Source organism: Cobetia sp. ICG0124 (assembly GCF_004006355.1).
Classification (GTDB): domain Bacteria; phylum Pseudomonadota; class Gammaproteobacteria; order Pseudomonadales; family Halomonadaceae; genus Cobetia; species Cobetia marina.
The window spans coordinates 1,693,143-1,707,520 of sequence record NZ_CP024893.1; the positions used below are offsets into that span (position 1 = coordinate 1,693,143).

Below are 14,378 nucleotides of genomic sequence, written 5' to 3' on the forward strand. Positions count from 1 at the left end.
GGAAGATGTCGCGACGGGTGCTCTTCGGGCGAATTGGGCTCACTCATCGCCGGTGTCCTCGTATGCGGAATTGATCGGGTGATTGATGATGCGGCTCACGCGCAGGGCACGATGCCCGTTGGCGCTGCCAAAACCGGCTTCCAGGACTGGCACGCCATTGACGTAGGCATTGACGGTGCCCGGGCGTTCGATGGGCAGGACGTCACCAACCGCCAGTTCCGCCAGTGCCCCGAGCGTCGTTTCCAGCGTGCAGAAATCGGCATGCAGCTCGACATCGGTGGCGCGGACTTCCTGCCGCAGTCGCTCGCTCCACTGGCTGTCGCCCTCGGCGGTCGTCTCCTGCAGCGGGCTGGATAGCAGCTCACGATGGGGTTCGATCATCGAGTAGGGCAGGCAGATCTGGAAGTCACTGCTGTGATTGCCCACCTCGAGATGGAAGCCGGTGCAGACCACGATCTCGTTGGGGGAGCTGGTGATATTGGCGAACTTGACCTGCATCTCGCTGCGCAGGTACTCAAGCTCTGCCGGAAACACTCCCGACCAGGCGTCCTGATAGGCAGTGAGGGCCAATCTCATCAGGCGCTGGATGACACGTTGTTCCGTGCGGGTGAATTCACGGCCTTCGGACTTGGTCACGAAGCGGCCATCACCACCGAACAGGCTGTCGACCACCATGAAGACGAGACTGGGCGGGAAGACCAGCATCGAGGTGCCGCGCAGGGGCTTCATGGTGAACAGATTGATGTTGGTGGGCACCGGCACGTTGCGCGAGAACTCGTTGTAGCTGAGAAACTGCACCGGCCCTGGCGTGATGTCGGCTCCGCGCCGAATCAGATTGAACAGTCCCATGCGGAACTGGCGGCTGAAGCGTGAATTGATGATGTCCAGCGCATGCAGACGGTCCCGGATCACGCGGTGCTGGCGTGCGGGGTCAAAAGGGCGGATACGCTCCTTCTCGGGGGCCTTGGCAGCCTCCGAGCCGTGCTCTCCATTGACACCGGAGAGCAGCGCGTCGATTTCATCCTGGGATAGCAGGTCGTCTTGAGCCATGGAGGATTACTGCACGATGAAGTCGTTGTAGAGCACGCCGGTGATGGCCAGTGGCTGGCCCCCTTCGCTGTAGGGACGAGACAGCTCGTCACGCAGCGTGGTCTGGAGCGCCAGCTTGCCGGACTGGCTGGTCAGCTCTTGCGGGTTCTGGCCTGACAGCAACAGCAACATCCGGCTCTTGAGCTCAGGCTCGTCCTCGCCACTGATGGTGACCTCTGACAGCGCATGACCCTGCGCATCCAGCGCCTGACGCAGGTCCGCCAGGGACGCTTCCACCGCGGCACGCACCTGCTGATGCGCGGCGACGAAGTGCGCGCTGGTCGTCTGCTCGCCAAGGCTCAGGTGAATGCTGAGCCTGCCGAGATCCGCCGGGTTGAGCGTCAGCTCCGCCTGGGGCGTTCGGCTCAGTTGCATGCGCACCACCTGGTCGCTCAGGGACTGCTGCCAGGCTTGGCTGCCGACACTGGGGGTCAGAGGCTGGCGTGGCGCCGCCAGGCCTGCATGGCCATCTCGTCACTGCGACGTTGCTCGCTTGCCCGAACTTCGCGACTGGTCTCCAGGGCGGCGCGTTCCGCCAAGCCCTGCCAGGCCGCGTGGGTGCGCTGCTCGCTGACCAGCCGTTGATGCCGGGCGGTCGTCTGCGACGTCTCCATCGCGACGCGCTGGCGGCACTGCGCAATGGCATTGTCCAGCGAGGCGATGAAGGTCTGGAAATTCTGCCAGCTGGCCGGGTCCAGACCCTGGGCCAGGCGCTGCTGCATCTGCTGGCGATAATCGAGTCGATACTGTTCCAGCGTCGCCAGCTGGCTGGCGGCGGAGTCCTGGCGCTGACGCTGCTGATTCAGCTGGCGTGCGGCACCATCACGGCGGCGTTCGCTCAACCGGGTCAAGGTGTCAAAGCGTGAAGTGGATAGGGTCATGCGTCACTGCTGGGCCAGCAGCTGTTCCAGCATGTCAGTACTATCGGCAAGGCTGGCGCGTTGTGAAGTGGCCTGTTGCAGGAAATGCCCCATGGGCTCATGCAGGCGCACTGCGTTGTCCAGGGTCTTGTCGCTGCCCGGCTGGTAGGCCCCGATGGCGATGAGGTCCTGATTGCGCTGATAACTCGAGTACAGCTGCTTGAAGCGGCGGGCTCTGGTCAGCTGGCGCTCCGGCGCCACCGCGGACATCGCGCGGCTGATGGAGGCCTCGATATCGATGGCCGGGTAGTGCCCGCTCTCCGCGATGCGCCGCGACAGCACGATATGACCATCGAGAATCGCGCGGGCACTGTCCGCGATCGGGTCCTGCTGATCATCGCCTTCGGTGAGAACGGTATAGAAGGCGGTGATGGACCCGCCGCCACGCCGGCCGTTGCCCGTGCGTTCCACCAGTGCCGGCAGCTTGGCGAACACGGAAGGGGGATAGCCCTTGGTGGCCGGTGGCTCACCGATGGCCAGGGCAATCTCGCGCTGCGCCATGGCGTAACGGGTCAGCGAATCCATGATCAGCAGCACGTCCCGGCCTTGATCGCGCAGGGATTCGGCGATGCGTGTCGCGTAGCTGGCTCCCTTTAGTCGATGCAGGGGGGTCATGTCAGCAGGGGTCGCGACCACCACCGCACGCTTGAGACCTTCTTCGCCGAGCGTGTGCTCGATGAATTCCTGCACCTCGCGACCGCGCTCACCGATCAGGCCGACCACGATGACATCGGCATTGGTGAAGCGGGCCATCATCCCCAGCAGTACGCTCTTGCCGACCCCTGAGCCGGCAAACAGCCCCATACGCTGCCCGCGGCCAACGCTGAGCAGGGCATTGATGGCGCGAATCCCCACGTCCAGCGGCGTGTCGATGGGGGCGCGTTCGAGGGGATTGAGCGGCTGTCCCTCCAGGGGCGCATGACTGACGTCTTCCAGCGGCCCCAATCCATCCAGCGGTCGGCCGACGCCGTCCACGACACGCCCCAGCAGAGCGTCACCGACCGGATAGCGACGTTCGCCGACATTGCCATGCCCCAGGGGAATGACCTTGGCACCCGGCGCCACGCCACTGAGCGGGTCGATGGGCATCAGGTAGAGGGTCTGGTCGGCGAAGCCCACCACCTCGGCTTCTGCCGGCGCCATGCCCGGCCCCAGTTCGATCAGGCAGCTGGCACCTACCGGCAGCCGCAGGCCGACGGCTTCGAGTACCAGACCGGTGGCACGCACCAGTCGCCCGGTGGTGAGCTGGGGTTCCAGCGTCTCGACGCGCTGACGGATGGCCTGCATGGCGCTGCGCCATTGCTGAGAGGCAGAATCGCTCATGCGCGTTGGCGCAGCTGGCGTGACAGCAGTGCCAGTCGGCTTTCCAGACTGGCATCGTGACAGCCGCTGTCCGCCTCGGCACGACAGCCACCGACGCTGAGGCTGGTATCCGACAGACATTGCCAGCCCAGGCGGGCAAGTTCGGCGCCTATCGCCTGCTCGACCCGCGGCAGATCCGCCGGATTCAGATAGAGGCGAGGGCGCCCGAGCAGCGGTGGATCCGCGGCCAGCAGGCTGCGGACGCTCTCGACGACATGCTCGGGGTGCGCGCGGAACGCCTCTCTGGCCAGATGCCGACCGACACTGACGGCGAGGGCCGCCAGCTCATCGCCGATCTGCTCCTCGAGGCAGGTCAATGACTGTTGCAGGTGATGGACAAGCGGCGTGACCTGAGCCATCTGCTCGGCCAGCGCCTGTCGAGCGGTTTTGTCCTGCTGCTCGGCCTTCTCCTGCGCTTGCTGGCGTGCGCGCTCCAGCCCGGCTTGATAGCCGGCCGCTTCACCGGCGGCGTAGCCTGCTTCATGGGCGGCCTGTTAGACATAGGCGTCGCCACTCGAATTGATCACGATCTCGCCGCTGTCTGCCAGGCGACGGACGGTCTGCAGGATGCTCTTCTGCTCGCCCTCGACCTGGGTGACACGCACCGGGCCCCGCGCTTCCATGTCGTCCTTGAGCATCTCCGCGGCACGCTGCGACATGTTCTGCAGGAATTTCTGCAGTACCGCGTCGCCAGAGCCCTTGAGAGCGATCACCAGGGTGTCGTTGTCCACTTCCTTGAGCAGCAGCTGAATGGAGCGGTCCTCGAGATCGACCAGATTCTCGAACACGAACATCTCATCCACGATCTTCTGCGCCAGGGCTTCATCGTGGTGGCGTACCGCTTCCAGAGCCTGCTCTTCATGCTGGCCGGGCATCAGGTTGAGAATCTCCGCCGCCGTACGGATACCGCCCATCTTGCTGCGCTTGAGGTTCTGGCCATCGAGCATGTTGGCCAGTACTTCGGTCAATTCCTGCAGGGCTGCCGGCTGGACGCCATTGAAGGTGGCAATCCTGAGCAGCACGTCGTTGCGCAGGGCTTCCGCGAACTGTTCGAGAATCTGTGAGGCCTGATGGCGCTCCAGATGCACCATGATGGTGGCGATGATCTGCGGATGCTCATCGCGGATCATCTCGGCGGCCAATGCCGGCTCCAGCAGATTGAGCGACTCGATGCCGTTGCTCTTGCCGGAACTTTCCAGAATGTCCTCGAGCAGGGAGCTGGCGCGATCCTGACCCAGCGCCTTGACCAGCACCGCGCGGATATGGTCGCTGGAGAGCATGTTGACCGCGCTGAACTGCTCACTGTCAGCATGGAAATCCTCGAGGGTCTTGGCCATCTGCTGATGGGACACCTGAGGCATGTGGGTCATGGTGGTGCTCAGTTTCTGGATCTCCTCGGTGGAGAGAAACTTGAAGACCTCGGCCGCGCTGTCTTCATCGAGGCTCATCAGCAGCGCGGCGCTGCGTTCCAGGTTGGACAGGGACTTACTCATGGTGACTCATCCAGTTCTTGAGAATCATGGCGACCAGGCGAGGGTCCTCACGGGCCATGTCACGGGCATCCTTGAGATTCTGCTGGTAAGTGCTGGGCCCCGCCGGTTGCCCGATGGTCTGGTAGTCACTCTGCGGGCGTAGCAGAGGTGTCAGCAGCGGCCGCAGCAGCTTGCGATACAGAACCCAGGCGACGATCAGGATGATCAGGTAGCGGCCAAGTTCGATGGCCAGCGCCTGGAGTTCAGGGTTCTGCCACCATTGCCATCACGAAGGGCGCATTGATCACGCTGAGGCTGTCGCCGCGCTGCTCGCTGTAGCCCATGGCCTGACGTACCAATGCCTTGATCTGCTCAAGCGCTTCGCTATCCAGCGGGCGGGAGGTGACATTGCCGTTGGCATCCGTCACGCCTCGGTGATTGACGACCACCGCCACCGACAGCTTTTCCAGTCGCCCCAGTCGCTCACGGGTATGACGCACGACCTTGTCCAGCTCGTAGTTGGTGATCGAGCTGTGCTGATAGTTGCCATCCGCGGTATTGATGGGCGAGGCGGCGGTACCCGGCGGCGTATTGGACAGCGCCCCGGGAATGCCGCCGATCATCGCCATGTCACCCGCGCCGGCATTGTTGAGCTGTGCACTGCGCACGGCGGCAGTGCCGGGGGTCTGATTGGGGCTGTAGTGTTCTTCCGTCTGCTCGGAATGCGAGAAGTCCAGCTGGGCGCTGACTTCGGCACGGAAGTTGTCGCGTCCCAGAATCGGGGTCAGCAATACGTTGATGCGCGACTGGTAGCGTTGCTCCAGCGCCTGGGCATATTCCAGGGCGCTGCCATCGAGATTGAGCGTATCGCCGGCCGGGCGCGACAGCGGCTCGCCATTCTGGTCCACGACGGTGATGTCCTCGCTCACCAGGCCCTGCACGCTGCCTGCCACCAGATGCTGGATGGCCTGGATCTGGCGATCCTTGAGCTGTTGACCCCGATGCAGCTCGACCACCACGGAGGCTGTCGCCGGGCGTCGCTCACGCACGAAGACGGATTCCTCGGGCAGGGCGAGATGCACGCGCGCGCTGGCGACGGGTTCGAGACTTGCGATGGTGCGTGACAGCTCCCCCGACAGGGCGCGCTGATAATTGACGTGCTCGGTGAACTGGCTGATGCCGAAGGCCTGGGTGTCCATCAGCTCGAATCCGGTGCCGCCCTGACTCGGAAGGCCTTGCTGTGCCATGGACAGGCGCAGGCGATAGACCTGGTCTGCCGGCACTTCCAGGGTCGCGCCCTGATCACTGAGACGATAGGGCACGCCGGCCTGCTCGAGCTGCGTGACGATCTCGCCACCTTCATCGGCAGGCAGATCGCGGTACAGCACGCTCCACTGTGGTTGGGTACCCCATAGCAGCAGCGCCACGATGACGGCCACGCAGAACGCCGCCGCCATGATCAAGGGCAGGCGTGGCAGTGACGCCAGACGGGTCTTGAGGTCATTGACCCTCTTGTCGCACGGTGCCCATTATCGAAGCTGTCGGGGTAACCAATCAGACGAATAGCGTGTCAAAAAGCGGGTATTAGCGACTTTCAGCTCTGCGTTTGGCTGATAGGCTGAGCTCCACTGAAAGCGGCAGACGAATGGCGCGCGTTGAGACAGGAGAGGCGGGATGGCAATCGAATCAGTTGGCGCGAGCGTGACGTCCGCGCTGGGGTTTTGCCGGCATGCTCAAGGACTCGCTGTCGCGCGTCAGCCAGTCTCAGCAGGTCGCGGCGGGGCAGGCCAAGGCCTTCGAGCTGGGCAGTCCTGATGTCAGCCTCGATCAGGTCATGGTGGCAGGTCAGAAGGCCTCACTGGAATTCGAGATGACCGTGCAGGTACGCAACAAGTTGCTGAGTGCCTACAAGGAAATCATGAATATGGCGGTGTGATTCCTGTCCGCATTCCAATGAAAAAGGGCAGACGCGATGCGTCTGCCCTTTTTTGTTGAAATGCAAGAGCACTATCAAAATGATCAATATTATCCGCCAGCAACCGGCCTGCCACTCTTGCTGAGTGACAGGCCTCTGCAGCACGCAAGCCATAAATCAGCCAAGCAGTGACAGCACGTTCTGCGGCACCTGGTTGGCCTGGGTCAGCATGGAAGTCCCCGCCTGCTGCAGAATCTGTGCAGTGGTCATGCTGGAGACTTCTTCCGCGTAATCGGCATCCTGAATACGTGACTGGGCAGAGGCCAGGTTGGTTTCAGTCGTCGCCAGGTTGGTGATGGCAGAATCGAAACGGTTCTGCACGGCACCGAGGTCGGAACGCTGGCTGTCGATTTGCTTGAGAGCAGCATCGATTTTCTGTTTGTTTCAGATCAATTGTAATTTTTTCGCCGTCATTGGCACCTACCTGAATTTCAAGACCTTGGTCTGCGGCAAGTACGTCAATACCATTGAAGCTTGTCTGCTCGGAGATACGATCAATCTCCTCAAGGCGCATGGTGATTTCATCTTGGATGGAGCTCAGGTCATCGGCATTGTTGGTGCCGTTCTGTGCCTGGACAGTCAGCTCACGGACTCGCTGCAGGTTATCGTTGACCTGATTCAAAGCACCTTCAGCGGTCTGGGCGACAGAGATGCCGTCGTTGGCGTTACGCTGTGCCTGGGACAGGCCGGTGATCTGGGAGTCCATGCGGTTGGCGATGGCCTGGCCGGCGGCGTCATCCTTGGCGCTGTTGATGCGCAGGCCGGAAGACAGACGTTCCATGGAGGTGTTCAGGGCGTTCTGGGACTGATTCAGGTTCTGCTGAGTCACCATGGAGAGGGTGTTGGTATTGATCACTGAAGCCATGTGTCACTTCCTGTCGTAATGGGGAGATAGATGGCGTGTCGCCAGTAACGACTCCTGTGCCGTTGCTTCAGTTATCGTCGCGGCGCGACAGAACTTTAGAAATTTTTTGCGGCCTTTTGATGTTGCTCGATCCGGCTGAGTTTCTGGCTCTGCCCGCGTGTCTCGTCTTCCCTTTCTGTCTCTTCCTGTCTGCCTTGGTTTCCGCCTCCCCGAGACGGACTTGCGACGTAAGGCAGGAAAGCCGTCGCTGAGGGTAGCTATTCGAGCGAATGGTTTGTGGCAGGGGCGCGACAATACGCTGGGAACAGGAGTCCCGAGGATGGGGGCATGACCCTGAGTCAAACCACCCCGAGGGATGCAAGCGAGGACCAGGACGCCGATGTATACCGCCAATGGGCGCATGGCCCAGCAGGATATCTACACCGAATATCAGCCGCTGGTGCGCCGCATCGCGCTGCAGTTGCAGGTGCGCTTGCCAGCGAGTGTCGATCTCGAGGATCTGATTCAGGCTGGCATGTTGGGGCTGTGTGAATGCGTGGGCCGCTATGAGCAGGGCCACGGCGCCAGCTTTGCCACCTATGCCAGTCAGCGCATCCGGGGTGCGATGCTCGATGAGCTGCGCTCGCGAGACTGGTTGCCACGCAGTGTGCGTCGGGCCGGGCGCGAGCTTGAGAGCGTGATCCAGCAGCTGGAGCAGAGCCTGGGTTATCCGCCCGAGGAGACCCAGATCGCCTCTGCCATGGGGCTTGAGCTAGAAGATTACCGACGCCTGCTGCTGGATACCAACAACGGCATGGTGATGTCGCTGGACGAGATGCTGGATGAGGATGGCGCCGCACCGGGCGGAATCTCCACTCCCTACGTGCCCTCGCCCTTCGCATTGCCCCACGAGGCGCTGGAGGAGGCCGATACTCGCCGAGCACTCACCGAGGCCATCGGACGGCTTCCGGAGCGCGAGAAGCTGTTGATGGCGCTTTATTATCAGGAGAATCTCAATCTCAAGGAGATTGGCGCGGTGCTCGATGTCACCGAGTCGCGGGTTTCCCAGTTGCACTCCCAGGCCGTGCGCCGTCTGCAGGGTGTGTTGGCGCCGCATCTGGTGGCGCGGGCGGGCAAGCGTCGTCGCTGAGCCTTTATCGTTATGAGCCTTCTTCGTTTCCCTGGTCTTTATCCCCCCTCCTATTTTCAATTTCGGCATGCCGTCAGGCGTGATCAGTAGCTCTCGCGCTCCGGCTCCGACCTGACGCGGCGCTCCTCTTCGCTGAGGTGCTGGGCCTGCTCATCGATATGGCCATCCAGATGCCAGTCGTCTTCCATGCCGGTGACGCGGTCGTTCATCACGCCTTCCTCGTTGTCGACCTGCTGCACGACGCCTCCTTCTGTTTCAGAGGCCGCTTCCTGTTGCTGGGCAGCGAGTTCTTCCTCGCTAGGCTCCGGCTCAGGTTCGGCATCGAAGTCGAATTCCAGCTGACCGGTCTCGGGCTCGGTGATGGCTTCCTCGACCCAGGCGGCACTCAGCGGACTGGTGGTGGAGGGCGCCACCACATAGTGACCGGGGTGATCGCCATCCTCGGCATCCAGCACCTGACGCGGCTTGCTGGTGACACTGGCGGCGAGAATCACGATCAGCACGTGGATGGCGGTCAGGGTATAGAGGAAGCCGACGGCCCCGAAGCGCTCCATCAGCAGGCCCGCGGTGAGCGGGCCAAGAATCGCGCCCGCGCCATGCATCAGTACCAGCGTGCCGCTGGCGGAGATGATCTGTGGCGTGGTCAGCAGGTTGTTGGCCGCCGCCAGGAACAGCGAGTACTGGGTCAGGATCAGCCCGCCGAGCCCCGCCCCCAGCAGCGCCATGGTCAGCATGCTGCCACCACTGAACGGCACGCCGCCGATGGACAGCGCGATCGCCCCGACACTACAGCCCAGAATCACCTTCTTGGCCGAGAGCTTGTCGGAGAGCTTGCCCAGCGGCCATTGCAGCAGGGCGGCCCCCAGAATGAAGGCGCCCATGAACCAGGAGACTTCCTGCACCGGCAGGCCGGCGCGGTCGGCATACACCGCGCCCATGCCGAAGACGGTGCCGTTGGCGATGCCGGTGGCGAAGCCGCCCAGGGTGCCCAGCGGTGCCAGACGCAGCAGACGAACGATCCCCATGGCCTCCGGCTGCGCGCCTTCCGGTTGCGGTGAGGCGGACAGCAGCATCGGCACCAGCGCCAAGGACATGATCACCGAGACCAGGATGAACAGCAGATAGGTATTCGGGTTGGCGACGTTGAGCAGCAGCTGGCCACCGCCCATGCCCAGATAGGTGATCACCATGTAGATGGCCAGCAGCCGGCCACGCATCTGGTTGGTCGCCTGGCTGTTGAGCCAGCTCTCCGCCACCACGTAGAGACCGGCGAAAGCGAAACCGGTGATGAAGCGCATCGCGATCCACACCTCGGGCACCACATAGAGCGCATGGATCAGGATACACACCGAGGTGATGGAGGCCAGCGCCGCGAAGGTACGCACATGGCCGACCCGACGCAGCTTGCGCGGCGCAAGCGTCGAGCCCAGCAGGAAGCCGGCGAAGTAGGCCGACATGATGATGCCCGTCATGGTGTTGCTGAAGCCTTCCGAGGAGGCACGAATCCCCAACAGACTGCCCTGCAGTCCGTTGGCCAGCATCAGCATCCCCATTCCCAGCAGCAGCGACCACAGAACGACCGCCGCGCCCAGACTGCTGGTCGGCTGCAGTCGCTTGGGCGGCGTGTCGAGCGGCTCGGTCTCGAAGGTGGGAGTGGGTATGGCTTCCTGCTGGGGGTGCGGCATGGAAGGGGCCTCATCGGTCAAGGTCGGTACCGTTTGAGCGGTGCCGACGAGATGTCAGGTACGACACTTGCGTGCGTGGTGATGGTCAGTCGTGGTTGGTCCTTGCGGGAACGGCGCTCAGTCTACCGACCGAATCCGCAGTCTGCGACCCGTGGCGCGCCATTGCGTGGATGAAAGGCGACAGATCTGGAAATTTGTCGCAATGATGTAATGGGCTGGATAAGTATACAGTGCTCCGTGAAATCCTGACCTCGAAGGGGCTGGGGACACGCTGGCGTTGTAAAAGGCACGGCATCAAGCAAAGTGAAATATCCTGAAACTCCCTGTTGGCGGGGCCTGCACCCAGGTTGGCCCTCTTGAATCGCTGGATACACTCCTTGGCAACACACGTTGATGACACCACATGGTCGAGCGTTTCGTACGCAAAAAGTCTCGGAAAACCCGAGGGGTGGATGCATATACAGTGATGGGGAATGGAGCGAGATAGCATGTGAGCGTCGAAAAAGCACCGATCTGTCGCATGGTCGAATGGTCAGCGACCAAAGTAGATGCGAATCTGCCCGAGGACACACTCAACAACATCATAATCAAGAGGTTATTCATGACCCTGACCGCCGCACTCGCCAACGCTGATTCCGCCTCCGCGTGTTGCCGCCCCGAGTCGCGCTGCCCTGATGGCTGGCGTGCTTGGCCTGGCTCTGCTGTCACCGCTGATGGCGAGTGATGCCGAGGCGCGCGAGCTGTCCGTCTCCACCGTGCTGTCGGATGCCTTCCCTTGGGGGCAGGCGGCCGAGAAGTGGTCGGAACTGGTAGAGGAGCGCTCCGGTGGCGAGCTTACCCTGCGTGTCTATCCGAATGCCCAGCTGGTGGCGGGAGACCAGACCAAGGAATTCTCGGCCATGCGTCAGGGGCTGATCGATCTCGCGGTGGGCTCGACCATCAACTGGTCGCCCCAGGTGCCGGAGCTCAACCTGTTCTCGCTGCCGTTCCTGATGCCGGACCACGCCGCCATCGATGCGCTGACTCAGGGTGAGTCGGGCAAGCAGGTCTTCGCCGCCATCGAGTCCAAGGGCATCATGCCGCTGGCGTGGGGCGAGAATGGCTTCCGTGAGGTGTCCAATTCCTCGAAATCAATCACCACGCCGGACGACTTGAAGGGCCTGAAGATTCGTGTGGTGGGCTCGCCGCTGTTTCAGGACACCTTCACCGCGCTGGGCGCCAACCCGACCCAGATGAGCTGGGCGGATGCCAAGCCGGCGCTGACCACCGGTGCGGTGGATGGTCAGGAGAACCCGCTGTCGGTGTTCGATGTGGCACGGATCGATCAGGTCGGCCAGACCCATCTGACCCTCTGGCACTATATGGCGGACCCGTTGATCTTCGCCGCCAACCAGCGTGTCTGGAAGTCGCTCAGCGAACAGGAGCGCACTCTGCTGACCGAGACCGCCAGGGAAGCGGGTGCCTGGGAGATCGCCATGAGTCGTGAAGGCAATGCCCAGCGGCTGGCGGATATCGAGGCGCGCGGCGTGAATGTCGTCAAGCTCGATGACGATGCGATGCAGGCCTTCCGCGATGCTACCCAGTCGGTCTACGAAAGCTGGACACCGAAGATCGGTGAGGCGCTGGTCGAGACGGCACGTGCCGAGGTCGAGGCCTCGCGCTGAGTCTGGTCATGATCGCCGCTGCTCACGGAGCAGATGACATCGGGAATAATGCGGTCTGTGCGCGTTATTGAGTGAAGAACCACGCCGGGGCCTGACAGCCTCGGCGTTCGTGTGGATCGCGTGTCATGTCGCAAAAGTCGCAACAACCGTCTCAACAAGCCTCACATCAAACCCAAACCGGCACCAGCGGAGCGCCTGCTCCCACGGACAGGCCACCGCCACGCGTGCGGCCGGAATCCTGGCTGGCGGCGTTGGCGCTGGGCCTGATCGGCATCATCAGTCTGGCCAACGTGGTGGTGCGTTACGCCACCGATGCCTCCTTTGCCTTCACCGAGGAATTCTCGGTCTTCCTGCTGGTGTTGCTGACGCTGGCGGGCGCCTCGGTGGCGATTCGCCGTCAGGCACATATTCGTATCGCGCTGCTGGAAGACGTGCTGCCGTTGCCGCTGTGGCGACTGGTGGTGGTATTGCAGACCTTGGCGGTGCTGGTCGTGCTTGGACTGGTGGTGTGGTTTGGCGGCACCTTCGCGCTGGAGGAGTATCAGTGGGAATCGCTGTCACCGGGACTGGGCCTGCCCAACTGGTGGTATGTAATCTGGCTGCCGCTACTGGGTGTGGCGATGGCCTGGCGCCAGCTGCAGCAGTGTGTTGATCGCTTGAAGCAAGGACCTGATTCGCGGCAAGTGGATCGCGACCAGCGCAAGGAGTCAGATCATGAGTCCTGATCTCTGGTTGCTCGCAAGCTTTGCCGCGCTGTTGATACTCGGCGTGCCGGTGGCCTTCGCGCTGGGGCTGTCGGGTGCGGTGGGAATCGTCGCGGGGCTGCCGGTGAGCATGCTGGCCACCTTGGGGACCAATACCTACAACAGCATTGCCAAGTATCCGCTGATCGCCATTCCATTGTTCATCCTGACGGGGCTGGTGTTCGAGCGTGCCGGAGTGGCGGCGCGGCTGGTGCGCTTTGCCCAGGCGTTGATCGGGCCGCGTCACGGTGGCCTCGCGCTGGTGGCAGTGCTGGTGTGTCTGATCATGGGCGGCATGAGTGGTTCCGGCCCGGCAGATGCCGCCGCGGTGGCGATGGTGATGATTCCCAGCATGACACGGGCGGGCTACCCCAAGGCGTTCTCGGCGACGCTGATTGCGGCCTCGGCCTCCACGGCGATCCTGATCCCGCCCTCCATCGCGTTGATCCTCTATTCCATCGTGGTGCCGGGGGTGGATCTGCGCGCGCTGTTTGCCGCAGGGCTGATTCCGGGCTTGCTGGTGGGTGTGGCCTTGCTGGTACCGGCCTGGGTGCTGTCGCGGCGCTATCGCTGGGAAGATCCGACTCAGGTGGAACGTATCGCGCTGGGTCCGGCGTTCCGCTCAGCGATTCCGGCGCTGCTGGCACCGGTGATCATCCTCGGCGGGCTGCGCTCAGGCCTCTTCACGCCCACGGAAGCGGCGGTGGTGGCGGCTGCCTACGGGCTGTGTGTCGGGCTCTTCATCACCCGTGAGCTCAAGCTCTCCCAGGTGTGGGAACTGCTCAGGGAAGCAGCGGTGATCTCGGGGGTGGTGATGCTGATCATCGCGCTGGCGGGCATATTCGCCTGGGCCGGCACCATGCTGGGTACCTTCCGCCATCTCGCCGAGTGGTTGATCACGCTGTCCGATAGCGGCACGGTGCTGCTGATTCTGGTGATGGTGGCGGTACTGATCGCCGGGATGCTGCTGGATGCGGTCTCCATCTACCTGATCCTGATGCCGGTGCTGATTCCGGTGATGCAGCACTTCGGGTGGCATCCGGTATGGTTCGGGATTCTGCTGGCCATGAACATCGCGATCGGCCAGTTCACGCCGCCGGTGGCCGTCAATCTGATGGTGACCAGCAGCGTGGCCGGTGTCCGACTCGAGAAGACCGTCGGATGGGCGATGGTCTTTGTCGTGGCGATGCTCGCGGCCCTGGCAGTGGTGATGCTGTTCCCGGAACTGGCGCTATGGCTGCCGCGCATCCTCGGTTATGCCGTGTAGGTTTCAATGCACTGCACGAGATGGTGGTGGGAGAATTCCTGATCAGCCCCATGCTGGTCTATGCGCTGGCGGCGCTGGTGATCGCCGGGTTGATTCGCTCGTTGCTGCACCGGGTGCTTGCCAATCATGAGCTATGGTTCGAGGCCTGGTTCGACATCTCGCTCTTCATCATCTGTCTGACGGGAATCGTCGCACTGGTGACCTGAC

13 protein-coding genes and 2 pseudogenes are annotated in these 14,378 nt (G+C 62.7%); 6 read left to right on the forward strand and 9 right to left on the reverse strand.

What is annotated here, in order from left to right; all coding sequences use genetic code 11:
* Nucleotides 1-39: 39 nt before the first annotated feature.
* The 7 genes and pseudogenes from fliM to fliF form a co-directional block, all read right to left on the reverse strand.
* Complete coding sequence (fliM, locus tag CU110_RS07835; protein WP_084208644.1) at nucleotides 40-1,050, reverse strand: flagellar motor switch protein FliM; 1,011 nt, start codon at nucleotides 1,048-1,050, stop codon at nucleotides 40-42.
* A gap of 6 nt (nucleotides 1,051-1,056) precedes the next feature.
* The gene (locus tag CU110_RS07840; protein WP_127735353.1) at nucleotides 1,057-1,464 is read right to left on the reverse strand and encodes a flagellar hook-length control protein FliK; all 408 of its coding nucleotides are present in this window, start codon (nucleotides 1,462-1,464) and stop codon (nucleotides 1,057-1,059) included.
* Between the two features lie 56 nt (nucleotides 1,465-1,520).
* Nucleotides 1,521-1,970 carry a flagellar export protein FliJ gene (gene fliJ, locus CU110_RS07845; protein WP_127735356.1) on the reverse strand — a complete coding sequence of 150 codons (450 nt, stop codon included), beginning with the start codon at nucleotides 1,968-1,970 and terminating at the stop codon, nucleotides 1,521-1,523.
* A 3-nt stretch (nucleotides 1,971-1,973) separates the two neighbouring features.
* Nucleotides 1,974-3,332 (reverse strand): flagellar protein export ATPase FliI, encoded by a 1,359-nt coding sequence (fliI, locus tag CU110_RS07850; protein WP_084208648.1) that lies wholly within the window; start codon nucleotides 3,330-3,332, stop codon nucleotides 1,974-1,976.
* Nucleotides 3,329-3,730 carry a FliH/SctL family protein gene (locus CU110_RS07855; protein WP_127735359.1) on the reverse strand — a complete coding sequence of 134 codons (402 nt, stop codon included), beginning with the start codon at nucleotides 3,728-3,730 and terminating at the stop codon, nucleotides 3,329-3,331. Before CU110_RS07855 ends, fliI begins: the two co-directional genes overlap by 4 nt.
* 135 nt (nucleotides 3,731-3,865) lie before the next feature.
* On the reverse strand, nucleotides 3,866-4,864 hold the full coding sequence (gene fliG, locus CU110_RS07860) for a flagellar motor switch protein FliG (RefSeq protein ID WP_084208650.1): 999 nt from the start codon (nucleotides 4,862-4,864) through the stop codon (nucleotides 3,866-3,868).
* Between the two features lie 242 nt (nucleotides 4,865-5,106).
* A pseudogene (gene fliF / locus CU110_RS07865) lies at nucleotides 5,107-6,333 on the reverse strand (flagellar basal-body MS-ring/collar protein FliF); the annotation flags it as partial.
* 239 nt (nucleotides 6,334-6,572) lie between these two features.
* Here fliF and fliE point away from each other — a divergent pair.
* On the forward strand, nucleotides 6,573-6,779 hold the full coding sequence (gene fliE, locus CU110_RS07870; protein ID WP_127735365.1) for a flagellar hook-basal body complex protein FliE: 207 nt from the start codon (nucleotides 6,573-6,575) through the stop codon (nucleotides 6,777-6,779).
* A 156-nt stretch (nucleotides 6,780-6,935) separates the two neighbouring features.
* On the opposite strand, the pseudogene CU110_RS07875 reads toward fliE, so the two are convergent.
* A pseudogene (locus tag CU110_RS07875) lies at nucleotides 6,936-7,683 on the reverse strand (flagellin).
* 379 nt (nucleotides 7,684-8,062) lie between these two features.
* Here CU110_RS07875 and CU110_RS07880 point away from each other — a divergent pair.
* Entirely contained in the window at nucleotides 8,063-8,812 is a 750-nt protein-coding gene (locus CU110_RS07880; protein WP_127735368.1) for an RNA polymerase sigma factor FliA, read from the forward strand.
* 83 nt (nucleotides 8,813-8,895) lie between these two features.
* On the opposite strand, the gene CU110_RS07885 is transcribed toward CU110_RS07880, so the two are convergent.
* The gene (locus CU110_RS07885; protein WP_084208655.1) at nucleotides 8,896-10,497 is read right to left on the reverse strand and encodes an MFS transporter; all 1,602 of its coding nucleotides are present in this window, start codon (nucleotides 10,495-10,497) and stop codon (nucleotides 8,896-8,898) included.
* Nucleotides 10,498-11,171: 674 nt separating this feature from the next.
* On the opposite strand from CU110_RS07885, the gene CU110_RS07890 reads away from it, so the two are divergent.
* The 4 genes from CU110_RS07890 (at nucleotide 11,172) to CU110_RS07905 (ending at nucleotide 14,377) form a co-directional block, all read left to right on the forward strand.
* Nucleotides 11,172-12,161 (forward strand): DctP family TRAP transporter solute-binding subunit, encoded by a 990-nt coding sequence (locus tag CU110_RS07890; protein WP_127735371.1) that lies wholly within the window; start codon nucleotides 11,172-11,174, stop codon nucleotides 12,159-12,161.
* 224 nt (nucleotides 12,162-12,385) lie between these two features.
* The gene (locus CU110_RS07895) at nucleotides 12,386-12,886 is read left to right on the forward strand and encodes a TRAP transporter small permease (protein ID WP_240499516.1); all 501 of its coding nucleotides are present in this window, start codon (nucleotides 12,386-12,388) and stop codon (nucleotides 12,884-12,886) included.
* Nucleotides 12,876-14,171: a TRAP transporter large permease gene (locus CU110_RS07900; RefSeq protein WP_084208657.1), complete on the forward strand. Its 1,296-nt coding sequence runs from the start codon at nucleotides 12,876-12,878 to the stop codon at nucleotides 14,169-14,171. The genes CU110_RS07895 and CU110_RS07900 overlap by 11 nt, the downstream gene beginning before the upstream one ends.
* A 20-nt stretch (nucleotides 14,172-14,191) precedes the next feature.
* Nucleotides 14,192-14,377 carry a DUF1656 domain-containing protein gene (locus tag CU110_RS07905; protein WP_103751440.1) on the forward strand — a complete coding sequence of 62 codons (186 nt, stop codon included), beginning with the start codon at nucleotides 14,192-14,194 and terminating at the stop codon, nucleotides 14,375-14,377.
* Nucleotide 14,378 lies beyond the last annotated feature (1 nt).

What these genes read in the sequence shown, in the direction of transcription:
- CU110_RS07885 (WP_084208655.1), bottom strand. Translation starts at nt 10,497, where the DNA reads ATGCCGCACCCCCAGCAGGAAGCCATACCCACTCCCACCTTCGAGACC.
- CU110_RS07905 (WP_103751440.1), top strand. Translation starts at nt 14,192, where the DNA reads ATGGTGGTGGGAGAATTCCTGATCAGCCCCATGCTGGTCTATGCGCTG.
- fliM (WP_084208644.1), bottom strand. Translation starts at nt 1,050, where the DNA reads ATGGCTCAAGACGACCTGCTATCCCAGGATGAAATCGACGCGCTGCTC.
- fliI (WP_084208648.1), bottom strand. Translation starts at nt 3,332, where the DNA reads ATGAGCGATTCTGCCTCTCAGCAATGGCGCAGCGCCATGCAGGCCATC.
- fliE (WP_127735365.1), top strand. Translation starts at nt 6,573, where the DNA reads ATGCTCAAGGACTCGCTGTCGCGCGTCAGCCAGTCTCAGCAGGTCGCG.
- fliJ (WP_127735356.1), bottom strand. Translation starts at nt 1,970, where the DNA reads ATGACCCTATCCACTTCACGCTTTGACACCTTGACCCGGTTGAGCGAA.
- fliG (WP_084208650.1), bottom strand. Translation starts at nt 4,864, where the DNA reads ATGAGTAAGTCCCTGTCCAACCTGGAACGCAGCGCCGCGCTGCTGATG.
- CU110_RS07880 (WP_127735368.1), top strand. Translation starts at nt 8,063, where the DNA reads ATGTATACCGCCAATGGGCGCATGGCCCAGCAGGATATCTACACCGAA.
- CU110_RS07840 (WP_127735353.1), bottom strand. Translation starts at nt 1,464, where the DNA reads ATGCAACTGAGCCGAACGCCCCAGGCGGAGCTGACGCTCAACCCGGCG.
- CU110_RS07855 (WP_127735359.1), bottom strand. Translation starts at nt 3,730, where the DNA reads ATGGCTCAGGTCACGCCGCTTGTCCATCACCTGCAACAGTCATTGACC.
- CU110_RS07890 (WP_127735371.1), top strand. Translation starts at nt 11,172, where the DNA reads ATGGCTGGCGTGCTTGGCCTGGCTCTGCTGTCACCGCTGATGGCGAGT.
- CU110_RS07900 (WP_084208657.1), top strand. Translation starts at nt 12,876, where the DNA reads ATGAGTCCTGATCTCTGGTTGCTCGCAAGCTTTGCCGCGCTGTTGATA.